Source organism: Brucella pseudogrignonensis, from assembly GCF_031454375.1.
Classification (GTDB): Bacteria; Pseudomonadota; Alphaproteobacteria; order Rhizobiales; family Rhizobiaceae; genus Brucella; species Brucella pseudogrignonensis_A.
This window is the reverse complement of record NZ_JAVDQT010000002.1, coordinates 440,940-456,721: the sequence shown is the minus strand read 5'-3', so window position 1 is coordinate 456,721 and position 15,782 is coordinate 440,940. Positions and strand designations below refer to the sequence as shown.

Here is a 15,782-nt window from a genome sequence, read left to right as displayed (position 1 = left end):
ACATTTGTTCAGCGCGAATAAGCGCCAAGACTTTTTTGACCCCACAAGCCATCTGTACGGTATTGGCAAACAGTGTACATCTCCCGAAGTTTAAAGCCCCAAATAATGTGGCGCTCACGTTTAACCAAGTCTGCAATTTTATCCTTAGTGCCAACTTCGTAACGCTCATCTGGGGCAACCCATAAAACCCAATCAGCTTTATGTTGGCGAGCGGCATTAATTAGTGTTTGGCGAGCCTTACCCTCATGATACCAAAGCGTATCCCGCTTTGTGTCATCCCAAGCAATCCATCCGTCAATGAAGGGCTGAAGGTTTGCAAGCATGTCAGGAACAAGGTGAGGGTCATGTCTGTAAGCATACAAAGCAATTATCTTTGGCTTGCGACGAAATACACGATCAAAAATTGATGTTTAACACATGTTGTATATCAGCAAGACGCTCTCCTACGCGCTATAGAAAATACCTTTAAAAGCATAAACTAAAAAAGCAAAGCGACATTTATGGAGATGAGCCCTATATGCCTCCTTCACCCTAAAGACTTATTCGCCATACTCTCACTCAATCAGAGCCATGTGGTCTTTCCAGTTTCTCATAAGTTTTTTCACGACGGCGATTAGAATGGAACAGATCTGGTGTCGATGTGATTGAAGCCAAGGAGACAGAAATAAATGCTGCCACTGCTCGCTCTTGACGAGTTGCATCGAGTGTAGCACAAAGCTACGACCCATTAGACGAATGCGAAAAATGGTTTTATTGAAATCATTGAGGAAATTGGGTTGTTTGGGAATCCGGGCTTTTAAGAGAAAGCCGCGGGAGGGACTTAATTATGTGAAAGGGACATTGTTCTTTTCACATTTTGTATCGACTGCTCTGAGGTCGATTTACTTCATATACGCGTAGGTTTGTCAAATGACTTGGCGGAGGAGAATGAAGCCTCTGTAACGAGAGAATCGTTAGCTCCGTTGGGCGCGTGCGATTTCACTTAAATCCTCCGCGTTTATTGTCTTGAGAATCTCGCCCGCCGGTGTGAGCAATGATTAATCAAGAACGCCGCTCCGGGTCGAGCAGATCTGCAAACTGCTTCAGATTGATCTGCCCATTTACAATGACGCCACTGCCAAGCGCAACGACGTGGATCGCCTATCTGCTCGTGAACGAATTGATATTGCCTTTGAAAGTTGAGGTTCTCCGGATTGCTTAGTGAGGCTTTCCAGTTCTATTTCGTAAGGAAAGTCTGGCAACAGTTGCAGCGAGAAGGCTTCAATGTCAGTCGCGGCCTCGTAGAAAGACTCATCAGAATGATAAACATTCGAGGCAACTTCCGGCCAATCCTTTTAAAATCACCGCGTCGTATAGGCCTGCGCAATGTCCAATCCACTGTATAAATCGACACCTCAAGGCTCCGGCACATTGGTGCTGGGGCGTTTCGAATTCATATGCGGCACAACTTTGCAGGGCCTCATTTTCGTCGCGATCGTCATGGGTGCCTTAGCTCGCCGAGTTGTTGCTTGGTAAGCAAGTCGGAACGCCCATCCGGTTGTTTTTGCTTCATGCCTTATTTTGGGCATTTGATGATCGGTGAGCGGAGCATGGCGGCGGGATGGCTATTAATTTAACTGAGGCTTGCAGTAGGTCCCCATTCGCTAGTTCTAACGACTTGAGGAGGAGAGAATAGAGGTGTCTGTTGGAAGTGATGACGGGAGTAAAGATAAAGCTCTAGCCGAGACAATCAACGGTCTTTACAAGACCGAGCTCATCTACCAAAGGGGGGGGGCGTAATTTCGATGCCGCCGGGCTTACCACGCTCAAATAAGTCGCTTCGTTCAATAACCGTAGCCACATGGAGCACAGCGTAAGTATTCCGACGACCGTAGCTGAAAAGGGATGCCGTAGACTTATGAAAAACCTTATTATTGATTATATGGCAACAATGATGAGAACTGGAAAATTTATTTTTCTACAAGGAAAGGCATCATAATAAGCCGATCAAAAAAATGGATTTGGTTGTGGCTATAAGAAAAAGAATATCTTATATTAAAGGATTAAATATATGTTTGATTTTTTCTGATTTTTGTTCGCGATTGGAATTCGAACCATAATTAATTATCTATTCGATAACAAAGACAATTATTTGTGTGCATATTTATTTAATCAAAATAAATATTTTCTTTATTATTGATTTACTTCAAATTGATAGATAGATTCATTCGGAAGACACTCCCGTGGCGGCGTTTTTAAGTATTAATGATCCCAAATGCCGATGCGCCGATGCGCCGATGCGCCGATGCGCCGATGCGCCGATGCGAAGAGAGAAGGAGCGCCATGCGAGGATATCGGCCTTTTCAAAGGTGGCACGGCCACTGAATTTTTGGTTATTTCTGATATCTGGGGAATTTCGTGCGCGTTCGGTTGGAGCGCAATAATCACCTTGACATCATCCGCATTGCTTTGCGGATGATTGGAGCATTACGGGGCGACGAAGTGTTCTATGACAATGATACTTTTGAACTAAAAAAGTGTGATACGAAGATCTTTATTTCTTTCCACGTGCGTTTTTCTATCCCTGTCATTGGTGTCGAAGAGACGTGAAAATGGCGTCGTCTCATCAGCAAGTTTGAAACTTGGATCATGGTAAATGTGATCATATTAGTCTCCTGCTACGCGTCTGATTGGTATATGGATATTTGAGATGTAGATCTATGCTTTGTGGGAGACGATGGTTTTCTCGCATTCTTGTTGCAATCGGTGGCATTGACCTAACACGGAAAAAACATGTTCTACGCCCACTCATGTAGTAGAAATTCACAGCCCTCAACATGATCTGATTGGTTGACCAAACGTAGTGTAAAATTTCTGCCCTGTACCAGTTTGCACTTGAGCTTGCGGTCAGTTTACCCGCTCTCTTAAAATAATATGGCGTAACCATGGCTATCTTAAGCCTTTGCTGTTTAGAGCCAGTGATCTAGCTCTGGATATTACAGATCCCTGGAATGAGTTCGTTGATGCTGCTTGGGGGCTGCTGCGGTAGCTTTGCTTGTTGTTTTAAGATAGGCAAAGAGGACGATAGCGTCGATTTTGCAGGTTTCGATCAACGAAGCGATACGCGCCCAGATGATACTGCCTTCGTCGTGGCCTTTAAAGAGTGCGTTCTAGCGATTGAGATCAATAGACCGGTTGAGATTTCTAACCTCATTGAATTTGATTTCTATGTGACATGCAACCAACCGTCAGAAATGTTTGTAATCCGTTCTATTGGTTATGGATATATGCGCGCTTTTATCTTAGCCAGGATTTGGCTGATATTCTTTCAGCGCTGTGTATGAAGTCATTCGCCGGAGTCGGTTACTAAGGGCTTGGTGCAGATCTGGCGCGCGGACAGGCGCTGGGCGGGCGAGATGTAGCATATGTCAGTCTCGACGGTATGGAATTGGGCAATCCGGATTCAGCGGTTGGCAGATATTTCGGAGTTATCTCAGTCAAATACCTTCTCTAGCTTGCACTTTGCATGCGCCCAACAATGTGCACCCGAATGGGACCGTCGCCCTTTTGAGGAGGTTGGACAGCCGATTGTAGCTCTGATGACATTGAACTACAGAATGTAGTCTAAGCCCCTCAGAAATGCGCCGGCATTCTCACCCGCGCTACCTGCGTATAGAAGTGGGCTGGCGTTGCGGGTAAGTGCCCACAAAAGTTGGATTTTTGTTGTTATGCGTTTTAGATAGTACTATTGGCCCCAACAAATCCATGAACGGCACGGTTGCATACATTGAACTCATTCGCATGACGCGTAAACAACAAGATGCTTTTTCAGATCAGCATGCGCACTCAATCAAACACCGGTACGAGGCACTTGCTGCATAACTGCGTCAATAGCTGAGCGGTGTTTTGTTCCAATCGAAATTTTAAAACAAAACTTACTCAAGTGAATGATCTTCCAGACCTTGGGGTGATAACTAATCAATTCAGAGAGTTTGCCATAAGTAAGTGTAAGCTGATCCCAGCTTCCTGATTACATTCCTAATTGTCTCATTAGAGTTTCTACATTGATACCATATTGCAGCGCTAACGGTTGGTGGCGGAAGTTGCTGAGCCTAAGATGGCCGGATGAGGTAAAAGCATGAATTGTGGTAGAAACGCTATGGTCGGTAGAGAGCATGGTGTTGTTGCACCTCGGTGTGATTTTCCTGCAAATCACGTGCATACTTGGCAGGCTCTGGCAAGAAGGGCAACTCGTATGCGTTGGCCTTCTGTGTCACATTGTAGAATAGTTGTTCTGGCGGTCCAACTGCTATCAATGATTATGCGCTCTGGCCTGCTGTGGTAGGACGCTACCTCGGTTGTAAAGCGTTTCGCGGTAGCTAGATCATGCTTTTGCTGAAAAAACTTCAACCGTATCGCCATTTCTATCGCTTACACGATACAAATCCAGCCACCTGCCTTTGGCCTTGATGTAAGCTTTATCGAGGTTCCATTTACGTGTGACTTGGCTTTTTTCCGAATAAAACGTTTAAGCAGCCTTGGACTGAAACAAACGACCCAACGATAGACGGTTGAATGATCCAGATTAATGCCGCGTTTCGCCATCATTTCTTTCAGTTTGCGAATGCTTTGATCGAAAGCCAGAATACTATCAATTCAGTCATTGTCGGAATATTTGCAACAGAGCCGTAAAACATGACAGCAAATTGTATGTTGAACCATTCCGATCATACAAAATGATCAGTAGTTACTCGTTATTCAACTTTGAAATTTTGTATAATAAAATGGGTGTCGGAACTACACATAATGGAATTAATTTCTCCAGAAGCGGCAGAAATTGCCGCCTCGTGACTTTGCGTGGGATGTGCGAACCTGTCAATTTTACCCACCTTCGACTATCAATTCAGCGATGGCCCGAAACCAAATCCTGTTCACCAGCAAAGAGACCTGTAATGGCCCATGACTTTATCGATCAAATTCGCCGCCGTCGAAGCCAGTATAATATTGGCCGGAACCTAGAGTTGTCTCAGGCTGACGTAACCAGCATAATTCAGGAAGCTGTGCGCCATGCGCCTAGCACCTTTAATTCTCAAAGCTCGCGAATTGTTATTCTTTATGGCTCCGAAAGCGTTCAGTTCTGGGAGCTTGTGAAGGCAGCGTTGCGACCTCTTGTACCTCAAGATGCTTTTGAATCAACTGAAGCTAAACTCAAGAAATTTGCATCGGGAGCAGGAACGGTTCTTTTTTATGAAGATCAACAGGTAGTTCGTGATCTGCAAGAAACCTATAAGCTCTATGCGGACAAGTTTCCTGAATTTTCTGAGCAATCATCAGGCATGACGCAGTTCGCAGTCTGGACTGCTTTAGCGAACGCAGGGGTTGGTGCTAGTCTGCAACATTATAATCCAGTGATCGACACTGCGGTTGCAGAGCAATGGGATATTCCACAAAATTGGAAGCTGCGCGCCCAATTGCCATTTGGTTCTAATGAGAGTGAACCGGGCGAAAAGAGCTTTATTGACGATGCCTTGCGCTTCAAAATCGCAGGCAACATCTAATCTATATTGTCCTGCTCTACGGGGCGGTAATCCCGCCCCGATTTGCTGGTTCCGAAGCTATATTCTTATTTTGGCGGGCGTTATTGGTTTGCTATAACGTTTTCCAGCGCTTTTAGAAATTCAAGGTGATGAACATGACGACAGTGAAGCTCTGGACCGACGGGGATGCGGAGAAATCACCACGCGTTAAAGCCGTATTCGATGATATAAAGGCCGTGCGGGGATCGGACTTCATAAATAATTTCTGGCGAGGACTGGCGAATGATCCTCGCACCCTCGAACGCACGTGGCAAAGTCTGAAAGAGGTGATGGTAGAGCCGTCGGCACTCGATCCGCTGACAAAAGAGCTGATCTATATTGCTGTGTCGGTTGCCAGTGGTTGCAATTATTGCATTCACTCTCACACAGCCGCCGCACGCGCTAAGGGCATGACTGATGCCCAGTATGGCGATCTCCTTGCTGTTATTGGCATGGCATCAGAGACCAATCGGATTGTCACGGCCTTGTCTATTCCTGTTGACCCTGAGTTTGATGTAACCAGCTGAAGCAAACAAGCTCTGCATTGGTTCTTTGGCAGAAGACATGGTTTAAGACCTGTTTCCTGTGAGGTGCTGTTTTGCGAAAAATTGTTCGCATTTTGACTTCAAGATAGAAAAGGCTGCCTGCAAGCAACGACCGAGACCGGCTATTGATGATCCGGAAAACGTTTCAATTACCGCGATTGTTGCTGCCCGATAGGGTGCCGACTAACGGCCTGAAACGACTGTTTCAGCATGTGAAAGGTTGCCTGAAGTGTCGCGGTCATCTGGCTTTTTCAGCTCGGTTAGTCAGGAAAAAATTGTTCTGATCCTGGCTGTGGCATTGTTTGCAGGCTTTGCCGTGAGCCTCGATGGTTTCAGGACAGCCGGAAACCTTATCGCAATTATACGCAGCATTTCAGTGCTCGGCATTCTGGCTATCGGTATGGGGCTGGTGGTTATCGGTCGTGGTATCGATTTATCCATGGTAGCTGTGATGGTGATAGCGACGGCGCTGCAACTTGAATTGTTGCATCATGGCTGGAGCTTGCTGGCGGCAAGCTCCGTTGTTTTTCTGGTCGTTGTGGCTATTGGCCTGGTCAATGGTTTTCTGGTTGCCTATGCAAGTGTCCCAGCGCTTTTTGCGACACTTGCCACGAGCGCTTTTGTTTTCGGCTTTGTTCGTTCTCAGATATTGACGCAGGATGTGATTTCCATTCCGCAGGATGCGTTGGCGCTGCTCTCTCTGGGGCAGGCGCGTCTGGTAGGGCTTCCGCTCGACGTGCTGCTTTTCCTTGGAATGCTGGTCATAGGCTGGCTGTTTCTTCGATATACGAAGCCCGGACGGTTTCTTTACCTGATAGGCGATAACTATCAGGCGGCGCGGACCATGGGCATTGGTGTGCGTCCGCTGACGCTGCTCAAATATGTTGTCAGTGCTTTGCTGGCGTGGGTTGCAGGCGTTGCGACGGCTGTCAGCCTGCAAAGCATGAATACCCGCATCGTGAATTCAACGTTGCTCTATGATGTCATTCTGGTGGTAGTGATCGGCGGCATAGGTCTTTCCGGCGGAAAAGGCGGGATGCGCAATATTTTGGTTGGCGCTTTGCTAATCGGCATTTTGCTCAACGGTATGACCATCCTCGACTTGCCCAATATCTATCAAAACCTGATCAAAGCAACAATTTTGCTGGCTGCAATCATTCTCGATGGGCGTCTCAATCCACGCGACGAACAGACCAGTCAGCAGGGCGATATCTGACATTTGTAACTAAGGGCGCGCTTAGCGGCTCATCGAAAAGAGGGTTGGAAAATGAAGTTATGGAAGCGTAGTTTACTTGCTGCTCTGTCCGCGACCATGGTGTTTGCTGTGGGCGCTTTCACGAGCTCGGCGCAGGATGCGGGGAATCCCGGACCTGCTGCTTATGAAAATGCGCTTAAGGGCAAGCGCGTTGTGCTTGTTCCAATGACAATGGGCTTCGATCTGGCTCAGGGCTGGAACCATTTTATCGGTGAAGAAGTCAAGGCTTTCGGTGGCATCTGGGAAACACGTGATCCGAACTGGAGCGTGGATGCAGGCGCGCAGGCAATCACAGATCTGATTTCGTCTGCGAACAAGCCGGATGTGCTGATTGTACAATCCCCGGATATCAACTCCTATAGCCGCCTTTATAAGCGGGCACAGGATGCCGGCATTTTTGTTATCCAGCTCGATAATCCATCGAACTTTGCTTCTGACGTTTTTGCCGGTTCGGACTGGAAGAAGCTTGGAGAGCTCGAAACGGAAGCCGTTATCAAAGGCTGTGGGCCAAATTCCAGCAAGAAGATCGGCGTGATACAGGGCGATCAGGTTAATGCATCGAGCCTAGATCAATGGGCTGGTGTGCAGGCTGTTCTCGAGAAGAACCCAGAATTCAAGGTCGTTGGTCAGCCGGATTCCAACTGGGATCCGACAACTGCCCGTAATGCAGCCACAACACTGCTACAGCAAAATCCTGATGTTTGCGGCATTATTGATTTCTGGGACGCTACCGCGCAGGGAACCGCTGCAGCCATTCGTGATGCAGGTCTTAAAGATAAGGTGTTTCTGGTGACCACCGGTGGCGGCGAACAGATCGACTGCAATCTGCTGGAAGATGGTACTTTCGGCGCTATCGTGACCAGTGAACTGGTTCGTCAGTCGCACGACGTTGTAACCGCGATCAAGCTTCTGTTGCAGGGCAATGAAAAGCCCGGCGATAAGGCACGCTACCTTTACACACTCGAACGCGCGCGTACGAAGGCTGATCTGACGCCCGGCGTCTGCTGGAGTCAGAAAGCAATCGAAGCAGCGAAGACTTAAAGCCACAATTTCGGAAAGCATGGCGCTTCTTGAGCGCCGTGCTGTCCCATTTTGCTAAAGCTTCCCCGCTCGAGCAGCGGGGACTGGGTAACAGGCCTTGCCTTTCGGAAAGCCGGAAACATCGAATGAAAATGAGAGAAGCGCTAGCGCGGTTTCGATATAACAGAATCCCAGATCATCTCGCCGGGGAAATTCTCGTTAAAAACTGGGCTGACAATCTGGTTCCGTTTGTCTTTCTTATCGCCGTCATCGGCATTTTCGGTGTGCTTGTTCCGGGCTTTTTTACCGCAGGCAGTCTCCTTGATACATCTCGGCAGATGGGTGAGTTTCTGATCGTTGTGATCGGGCTTACGGTGGTTATCATCGGTGGCGGAATTGATCTGTCGGTTGGCTCTATTTTTGCTCTTGCAGCCTTTGCCACACTCTCCGTTATTTATATCGGGGAAGGACCTGTCTGGCTGGCTTTTATTGCTGCGGTCGGTGTGGGAGCATTGTTTGGCGCGTTCAATGGCTTTCTCATTGGCTATCTGCGTCTGCGCGCATTTCTCACAACACTTGTAACGCTCATTATCGGTCGTTCGATCTATGATATCCTGATCATTCACTACGGCAAACAAATCCAAAGTTCTGCCGTCTATTCTGATAGCTTTGACTGGATGGGTATGGGTACCTTATGGGGCTTGCCTGTGAGTGCTCTGATTGCTGTGTTGTTCACGGTACTCGCACATCTGATCATCACACGTTCGCGCATTGGCTGGCATATCAGTGCCGTTGGTGGTGCTCGTCGTTCTGCATTCAATATCGGCATTCCGGTGCGGCGAACGGTTTTTCTGACTTATGTTGTATGCGGAGCTGCATGTGGCATTGCCGGCTATCTTTTTGCTGCACGTTTGTCCGGGGTCGGGCCCGGAACCGGACTTGGACTGGAATTGCTGGCATTAACAGCTGCCGTTGTTGGAGGGAACAGTCTAGGCGGCGGGCGTGGTTCCATTGCCAAGGGCTTTATGGGTGCTGTCGCCGTCCTGCTTATCAATAACGGATTGATCCGCATGGGCGCGGGAACGGGCACCAATCAGATGATCCTCGGATTGTTGCTGGCGCTCGCAATCGTGTTTGATGTGCGTTGGTTAAAAAACCGACATAAGGTCGTGTCTGAGGTTTATGTGGCACCCGTGCATCACCGGATGCAGACCGCTCTGTCGGCAGTCCCCGGATCCGGCACACCATACGCGCTCAACAATTCACTGGCGAATGCTGAAGCTATCGGTATTGGTGAGGTCGAAGGTCCGGAAGATGTCGTTCTGGACCGGGACGACAATCTTTATGCGGGCACACGGCATGGCGAAATCGTGCGCTATTTCGCTCCAGATTATAAACGCTCAGAAATATTTGCGCATATTGGCGGCTTCCCGCTGGGACTTGCGATCGACCGTGACGGATCCATCAAGTCTTGCGTGGGCGCGATGGGTTTATATTCTGTTGCACAGAATGGCACGGTCAGCGAATTATCTACGGAGACAAGCCGTTCCCTTTTTTCTGTTATCGACGATGCACGATTGCGTGATCCGAATGATTGCGACATCGACCGTCATGGTCGGGTGTGGTTTACGGATTCGACGACACGTTATGACGCCCATGACTGGGCTCTGGACTCAATTGAGAGCCGACCCACCGGGCGCTTGTTGGTGTATGATCCGAAAACTGGCAAAACACGGACGGTCCTTAAAAATCTCCGCTATGCCAATGGCGTTTGCATAGCCCATGACGGCCAGTCACTGCTCTTGGCAGAGTCGTGGGCCTGCTCGGTTCACCGTTACTGGATTGAGGGGCCAAAGGCTGGCACTCTTGAAACAGTTATCCGCGACATGCCGGGTTATCCGGATAATATCAACCGGGCTTCCGATGGCACTTACTGGATGGCGTGGCTGGGGATGCGCACACCAAGTTTCGATCTTGCGTTGCGCAATCCCGGTATGCGCAAGCGCATGACCCGGCGCCTCCCGCAGGATGAGTGGTTGTTCCCCAATATCAATACGGGCGGCGTCGTGAAATTTGATGATTCAGGAGCCATTGTCGCAACCCTTGGCGATTTGGGCGGCGCAAGCCATCCTATGGTGACGTCAATGCGTGAGCACAAAGGCTTTCTTTATATTGGCGGTATTCTCAATAACCGGATTGGTCGCATCAAGATTGATGGAGCTGATCCGGACTGGACGGGCTGGAACTCCTATTGGGGAGAGGTAAAATGAGTTTCATTGACCACCTTCTTGATCCGTTTCGTGGCAAGGCCATAACGATCCCACCCTATGACGGTGCATACAAACCCAATACTGCGCTGGATGATGCCCCGGTTCTTCTATCGCATAAAGCGCCGGATAATCTCGTGCTTTGGTCGCGCGCACCCGTCTTCTCATCTGGTGCTTCGGTGTTCAGAATTACAGATGCAACGGCTGAGGAAATCGCGAGTTACGACGCCGATATTTCCGCATTGGCTGTGCTTTCCGATGATACTCTGATTGTTGCGCTTGATAGTGGCAAGTTGCTCATTCAAGGTGGCATACATGACGGCAAGATTTTTGATCGTCTTGGTTCAAACGTGCTTCTTTGCTCAACGGCTGTCTCGGTAATCGACGCGACAACCATTGTCCTGACAGTAGGCTCTGCCACATATGCCCCGTCTGACTGGGTTGTCGCGCTCATGAACAAACAGGCGACCGGGTCTGTGTGGAGGCTTGATATTGTTTCCGGGAACGCAACTCTTCTGGCAGAAGGGCTTGCATGGCCATCAGGTGTTCAAGTTAATCGTGATGGCTCGATACTGGTCAGCGAAGCTTTTGCGCACCGCATTATTCGCATTGATGCTGGAGCGGGCGTAACGCCGGTTCTGACCAGAATTCCGGGTTATCCGGGCAGACTTTCGCCTGCACGCAATGGTGGTTTCTGGCTGTCAGTTTTCGCACCCCGAAATCGACTGATCGAGTTTGTCTTACAGGAGAAGGCTTTCCGTCGCGACATGCTCGCAACGATTGAGCGCGAATACTGGATTGCGCCAGCCCTGTCTTCTGGCTCTGACTTTCTTGCGCCACTGCAATGTGGATCAGTGCGTACGATGGGAGTTCACAAACCCTGGGCGCCATCGCGTTCATATGGTCTTGCGGTGCGGCTCGATAGTCAGTGCCTGCCGGAAGAAAGTTTCCATAGCCGTTCTGATGGAAACCGTCATGGATTGACGTCGATATTGGACACAGGCTCGTCGGTGCTTGCAACGGTCAAAGGAGCTGATCTGATTGTCGAGCTTGGTAAAGGTGATGGGCAATGACAGTTCTGCTGGAAACCAAAGCGATCACGAAGTCTTATCACGGGAATGTCGCCGTTAATGCGGTTGATTTCGACCTTCGCCCGGGTGAGGTGCACGCACTGTTGGGTGAAAATGGCGCGGGAAAATCAACGCTCAGCAAATTGCTCGCCGGTGTTGTGGAAGCGAGTTCTGGTAAGCTTATTCTGAACGGAAAAGAAATCAAGTTTTCTGGTCCTGCCGATGCCTTGCAAAAGGGTATCGCTATGGTCTTTCAGGAAACGAGTCTTGTGCCCTCGATGACTGTCGCTCAGAATCTCTATCTTGGCGATGAGAAAGCATTCAACCGCTTGCGCGGCATTACCATTGCGGCACAACAATTTCTGCAATCGCTGAATTTTACTGTAGATCCCACAGCCAATGTTTCGACGCTTGGTGCTGCAAAACGCCAGATGGTGGAGATCGCGCGCGCAGTTCGGCTAAACGCGAAAATCATCATTTTTGATGAACCAACAGCGACTTTGACACCTGAAGAACGCAAGCATTTTTTCGCACTCGTCAGGCGGTTGAAAAAACGCGGCGTAACCATCGTTTTCATCAGTCATGCTCTCGAAGAAGCTCTGCTTATCTCAGACCGCATCACCATCATGCGTGACGGTGAGAAGGTGATGACAGAGAATACCGTTAATCTCGATCAGGCGAAGATTGTTCAGGCAATGATCGGGCGCGCTTCTGTCGAGGGTTCCCAGCCACGCCGAGCTATTCGCCCTGCTGGTCCGCGTATCCTATCGGTAGAAGATGTGTCTATGGGGGCGATGGTCCGCAACACATCCTTCTCAGTTTTTGAGGGCCAGACGACTGGTATTTTCGGGCTTGTTGGTTCGGGCAGAACCGAGATCGCCAAGATCATTGCCGGCGTTTTAAAACGTAATTTTCTGCGTGGCGGAACCATCGAATATCGTGGAGAGCCGGTGCGTTACACCACGCCACGTGAGGCCGTGCGGGACGGGATCGTTTATGTCACTGAAGACCGTAAGGTTGATGGCTTCTTTGAAACCATGTCTATCGCTGAAAATCTTTATGCGGGACTTCTGGCTGCTGGTTTGGAACGGCTGCCAGTTGTCAGCTATAAGGAAATGAAGGCGCTCGCAGATACATGGCGAAATAAGCTCGCTATCAGAAGCATTGATTCAAAGGCACAGGTCATTGAGCTTTCAGGCGGTAATCAGCAGAAGGTTGTCATCAGCAAGGCGCTTGTACAGAAGCCCAAACTTATCATTTTTGATGAGCCGACGCGTGGTGTAGATGTGGGCGCGATTTCTGAAATTCACAGCTTGATTGAAGGTCTTGCAGATCAGGGACTGGCTGTTATCGTTATCTCCTCGTATCTTCCGGAAATTCTAGCTCTTTCAGATCGAATTCTGGTCTGCCGCCAGGGACGCATCGTTGAGGAATTCTCACCGCTGACAGTCACTGAGAAAGACATCATGTATGCTGCTGTGCACTGATAAAATGTGTTGAACAGATAAGCGGCGGTTGTATGGAAAAGCTACCCAAGTGCATCATGCCAAAGGCGAGGGTATCTGATTAAGCCGCTTCCTGCAAAAGAGAAGCAAAAACCCCGGCGGGTGTCTTAAATCCAAGACACTTGCGCGGGATTGTATTGAGATTATGGGCGAGGGCAGTCAACTGCGTCTGGCTGACTTGTGTCAGGTCCGTGTTGCTGAGCAAAATACGGTCGAATGCGCTTGTTGATGTTCTCAATAGCACCTTTTTGCCATAGTGAGTTTCGATCACAAAACCAACTTCTGGCCCCATTCCATCTTCCAAAGCCCGATAAGCCATAAACTCGGAACATAGATTGTTTCGGCACACAGACGTATTGCGCTCAGGATATAGCTAACCACATGAATTCATTGGAATGTTGCACTTTAGAATAGAATGTACCCCGGCTACGTACTGCAGTCGCATAAGATAGATTATGGAACCAATATGCCTTCATGATGATTTAAATTTTGAGGTAAGAATGACGCAGATAATTCACATCGCATCCAGCCGAAGTAATTCCTCAAGCACAGTCGATGCTTCCGAATCGTATGATGGAACGCTGTGAGGCATGCGCGATAACTCCTAAACTCCCGAAATGCTCGGCTTTTCTATGTATGATCTTCTCAATTGTACGGGCAATTTCGTGTGAAGCGTACCCATCCCAAGAAATTGGCTTTGACGGAAAGTACTTAATTAGCGTAATTAATTCATAGCCTTACTATCTTTCCTTGCAAGCTTGAATCTTATCCATAAGATATGACTCATTTCGAAAATTACCAAGGAGGGGTACTTAGTGTTTCGTAAAACTTTAATGACGGGTGTTTGTCTTGTGGCGCTTATGGGAGCGGCGGCGGCAGAGGTAGTTCTCAACCGGGGTAATGATACAGATCCGGCGACGCTCGACCATCATCGCACATCGACAGTATCTGAAGGAAACGTTCTTCGTGATCTTTACGATGGCCTGACAATCCAAAATGCTGATGGTGAAGCAGTACCCGGTGTTGCGAAGTCATGGGATATTTCGGAAGACGGTTTGGTTTACACTTTCCATCTGCGTGATAACGCAAAATGGTCGAATGGCGATCCGGTAACTGCTGGTGATTTCAGCTTCGCTTTTCACCGTCTGATGGACCCAAAGACAGCCGCCGGTTATGCAAGCATGTTGTTTGTCATCAAGAACGCGGAAGATGTTGCTGGAGGCAAAAAGCCAGTTGACGAACTCGGAGTTGAAGCTGTCGATGACCATACGCTGAAAGTGACGCTGAACTCCCCTGCTCCCTATTTCCTCGAACTTCTGACGCACCAAACTGGCTTCCCATTGCATAAGAAGAGCGTTGAAGAAAATGGCGATAAATTCACGACGCCCGGCAAGCTTGTAACGAACGGCGCTTACGAACTGGTCAGCTTCACGCCGAATGACAAGATTGTCATGAAGAAGAACCCTAATTATTACGAAGCGGATCAGGTAAAGATCGACACGATCAACTGGATTCCCTTTGAAGATCGTGCCAGCTGCATGCGCCGCTTCGAGGCAAAGGAAGTCCAGATTTGCTCTGATGTGCCTGCTGAGCAAATGGATTACGTGAAGAAGAACCTTGCCAATGAATTCCGCTTGGCGCCTTATCTTGGCGTTTATTATCTGCCAGTGAAGGGCAAGACTGCGGACAGCAAACTAAAAGACCCGCGCGTGCGTCAAGCAATTTCAATGGCCATTGATCGCGACTTCATTGCCGATCAGGTCTGGCAGGGCACGATGCTTCCGGGGTATTCACTGGTTCCTCCTGGCATCAATCACTACGTGAAAGACGCGCCTAAGCTTGACTATTCCGACGACATGCTGGATCGCGAAGACAAGGCTAAGGAGCTTCTGAAAGAAGCAGGTGTTGAGCCGAATACGCTTTCGATTGAGTTGCTTTACAACACCTCTGAAAACAACAAAAACACGATGGCAGCTATTGCTGACCAGCTCGGTAATATTGGCGTCAAAGCCTCATTGAACGAAACCGAAGGCGCAACATATTTTAACTTCCTGCGTGAAGATGGTCCGTTTGATATTGCACGTGCCGGTTGGATCGGTGACTACAACGATCCGCAGAACTTCCTTTATATTGCGCAGAGCGATGTCAGCTTCAATTATTCAAAGGTGAAAAACCCTGAATATGATGCGAAGATGGCTGAAGCAGCGAAGATCCTTGATCTGGATGCCCGTGCCAAGGTTCTGGCTGAAGCCGAGCAGCTCAAGCTTGACGATATGAGCAATATTCCAATTCTTTATTATTCCTCCCGCGCACTTGTTTCCGACAAGGTCGACGGTTGGAACGACAATTTGATGGATAGCCACAAAACACGTTGGCTGTCTCTCAAACAATAATTTTTAGCTTGGGCTGCGCCTGTTGGCGCAGCCCTATTTTACGACGTCGCATAGCCGGAATAGGGCTTTCCCAACGAATATTTGATTTTGAAAAGAGGTTTTTGTTCAAGAAATAGGCCCGAAAACTCTGCTTTTTGCAGGTTGTTTAATTTTTAATTCATATGGGAGTTTG

12 protein-coding genes and 1 pseudogene are annotated in these 15,782 nt (G+C 48.6%); 11 read left to right on the top strand and 2 right to left on the bottom strand.

Translation table 11 applies throughout. The features are described 5' to 3' along the window. Nucleotides 1-8: 8 nt before the first annotated feature. Nucleotides 9-323, bottom strand: coding sequence for a hypothetical protein (locus J2782_RS09945; RefSeq protein WP_310011926.1), 315 nt, complete (start codon nt 321-323; stop codon nt 9-11). Between the two features lie 1,042 nt (nt 324-1,365). Between J2782_RS09945 and J2782_RS09940 the strand changes: the two genes are divergently transcribed. From J2782_RS09940 to J2782_RS09895, 10 genes are all read left to right on the top strand, one after another. Then, a complete protein-coding gene (locus tag J2782_RS09940; RefSeq protein WP_310011925.1) occupies nt 1,366-1,515 on the top strand; it encodes a hypothetical protein in 150 nt (49 codons plus the stop codon). A gap of 882 nt (nt 1,516-2,397) precedes the next feature. Beyond that, complete coding sequence (locus J2782_RS09935) at nt 2,398-2,589, top strand: hypothetical protein (protein WP_310011922.1); 192 nt, start codon at nt 2,398-2,400, stop codon at nt 2,587-2,589. Nucleotides 2,590-2,990: 401 nt separating this feature from the next. Continuing rightward, nucleotides 2,991-3,323, top strand: coding sequence for a hypothetical protein (locus J2782_RS09930; protein WP_310012318.1), 333 nt, complete (start codon nt 2,991-2,993; stop codon nt 3,321-3,323). A gap of 1,608 nt (nt 3,324-4,931) precedes the next feature. Further along, nucleotides 4,932-5,537 carry a nitroreductase family protein gene (locus tag J2782_RS09925; protein ID WP_310011921.1) on the top strand — a complete coding sequence of 202 codons (606 nt, stop codon included), beginning with the start codon at nt 4,932-4,934 and terminating at the stop codon, nt 5,535-5,537. A gap of 134 nt (nt 5,538-5,671) precedes the next feature. Continuing rightward, the gene (locus J2782_RS09920; RefSeq protein ID WP_310011919.1) at nt 5,672-6,082 is read left to right on the top strand and encodes a carboxymuconolactone decarboxylase family protein; all 411 of its coding nucleotides are present in this window, start codon (nt 5,672-5,674) and stop codon (nt 6,080-6,082) included. Nucleotides 6,083-6,329: 247 nt separating this feature from the next. After that, nucleotides 6,330-7,316, top strand: a complete 987-nt coding sequence (locus tag J2782_RS09915) for an ABC transporter permease (protein ID WP_310011915.1) — start codon at nt 6,330-6,332, stop codon at nt 7,314-7,316. A gap of 51 nt (nt 7,317-7,367) precedes the next feature. Beyond that, nucleotides 7,368-8,396 (top strand): sugar ABC transporter substrate-binding protein, encoded by a 1,029-nt coding sequence (locus tag J2782_RS09910; protein WP_310011914.1) that lies wholly within the window; start codon nt 7,368-7,370, stop codon nt 8,394-8,396. A gap of 125 nt (nt 8,397-8,521) precedes the next feature. Beyond that, on the top strand, nt 8,522-10,645 hold the full coding sequence (locus J2782_RS09905) for an ABC transporter permease (protein ID WP_310011912.1): 2,124 nt from the start codon (nt 8,522-8,524) through the stop codon (nt 10,643-10,645). Further along, a complete protein-coding gene (locus tag J2782_RS09900; protein WP_310011910.1) occupies nt 10,642-11,715 on the top strand; it encodes a hypothetical protein in 1,074 nt (357 codons plus the stop codon). Before J2782_RS09905 ends, J2782_RS09900 begins: the two co-directional genes overlap by 4 nt. After that, the gene (locus tag J2782_RS09895; protein ID WP_310011909.1) at nt 11,712-13,199 is read left to right on the top strand and encodes a sugar ABC transporter ATP-binding protein; all 1,488 of its coding nucleotides are present in this window, start codon (nt 11,712-11,714) and stop codon (nt 13,197-13,199) included. Before J2782_RS09900 ends, J2782_RS09895 begins: the two co-directional genes overlap by 4 nt. Nucleotides 13,200-13,278: 79 nt before the next feature. On the opposite strand, the pseudogene J2782_RS09890 reads toward J2782_RS09895, so the two are convergent. Next, a pseudogene (locus tag J2782_RS09890) lies at nt 13,279-13,545 on the bottom strand (transposase); the annotation flags it as partial. A gap of 487 nt (nt 13,546-14,032) precedes the next feature. Here J2782_RS09890 and J2782_RS09885 point away from each other — a divergent pair. Next, nucleotides 14,033-15,610, top strand: a complete 1,578-nt coding sequence (locus tag J2782_RS09885) for a peptide ABC transporter substrate-binding protein (protein ID WP_310011907.1) — start codon at nt 14,033-14,035, stop codon at nt 15,608-15,610. The last annotated feature ends 172 nt before the right edge of the window (nt 15,611-15,782 follow it).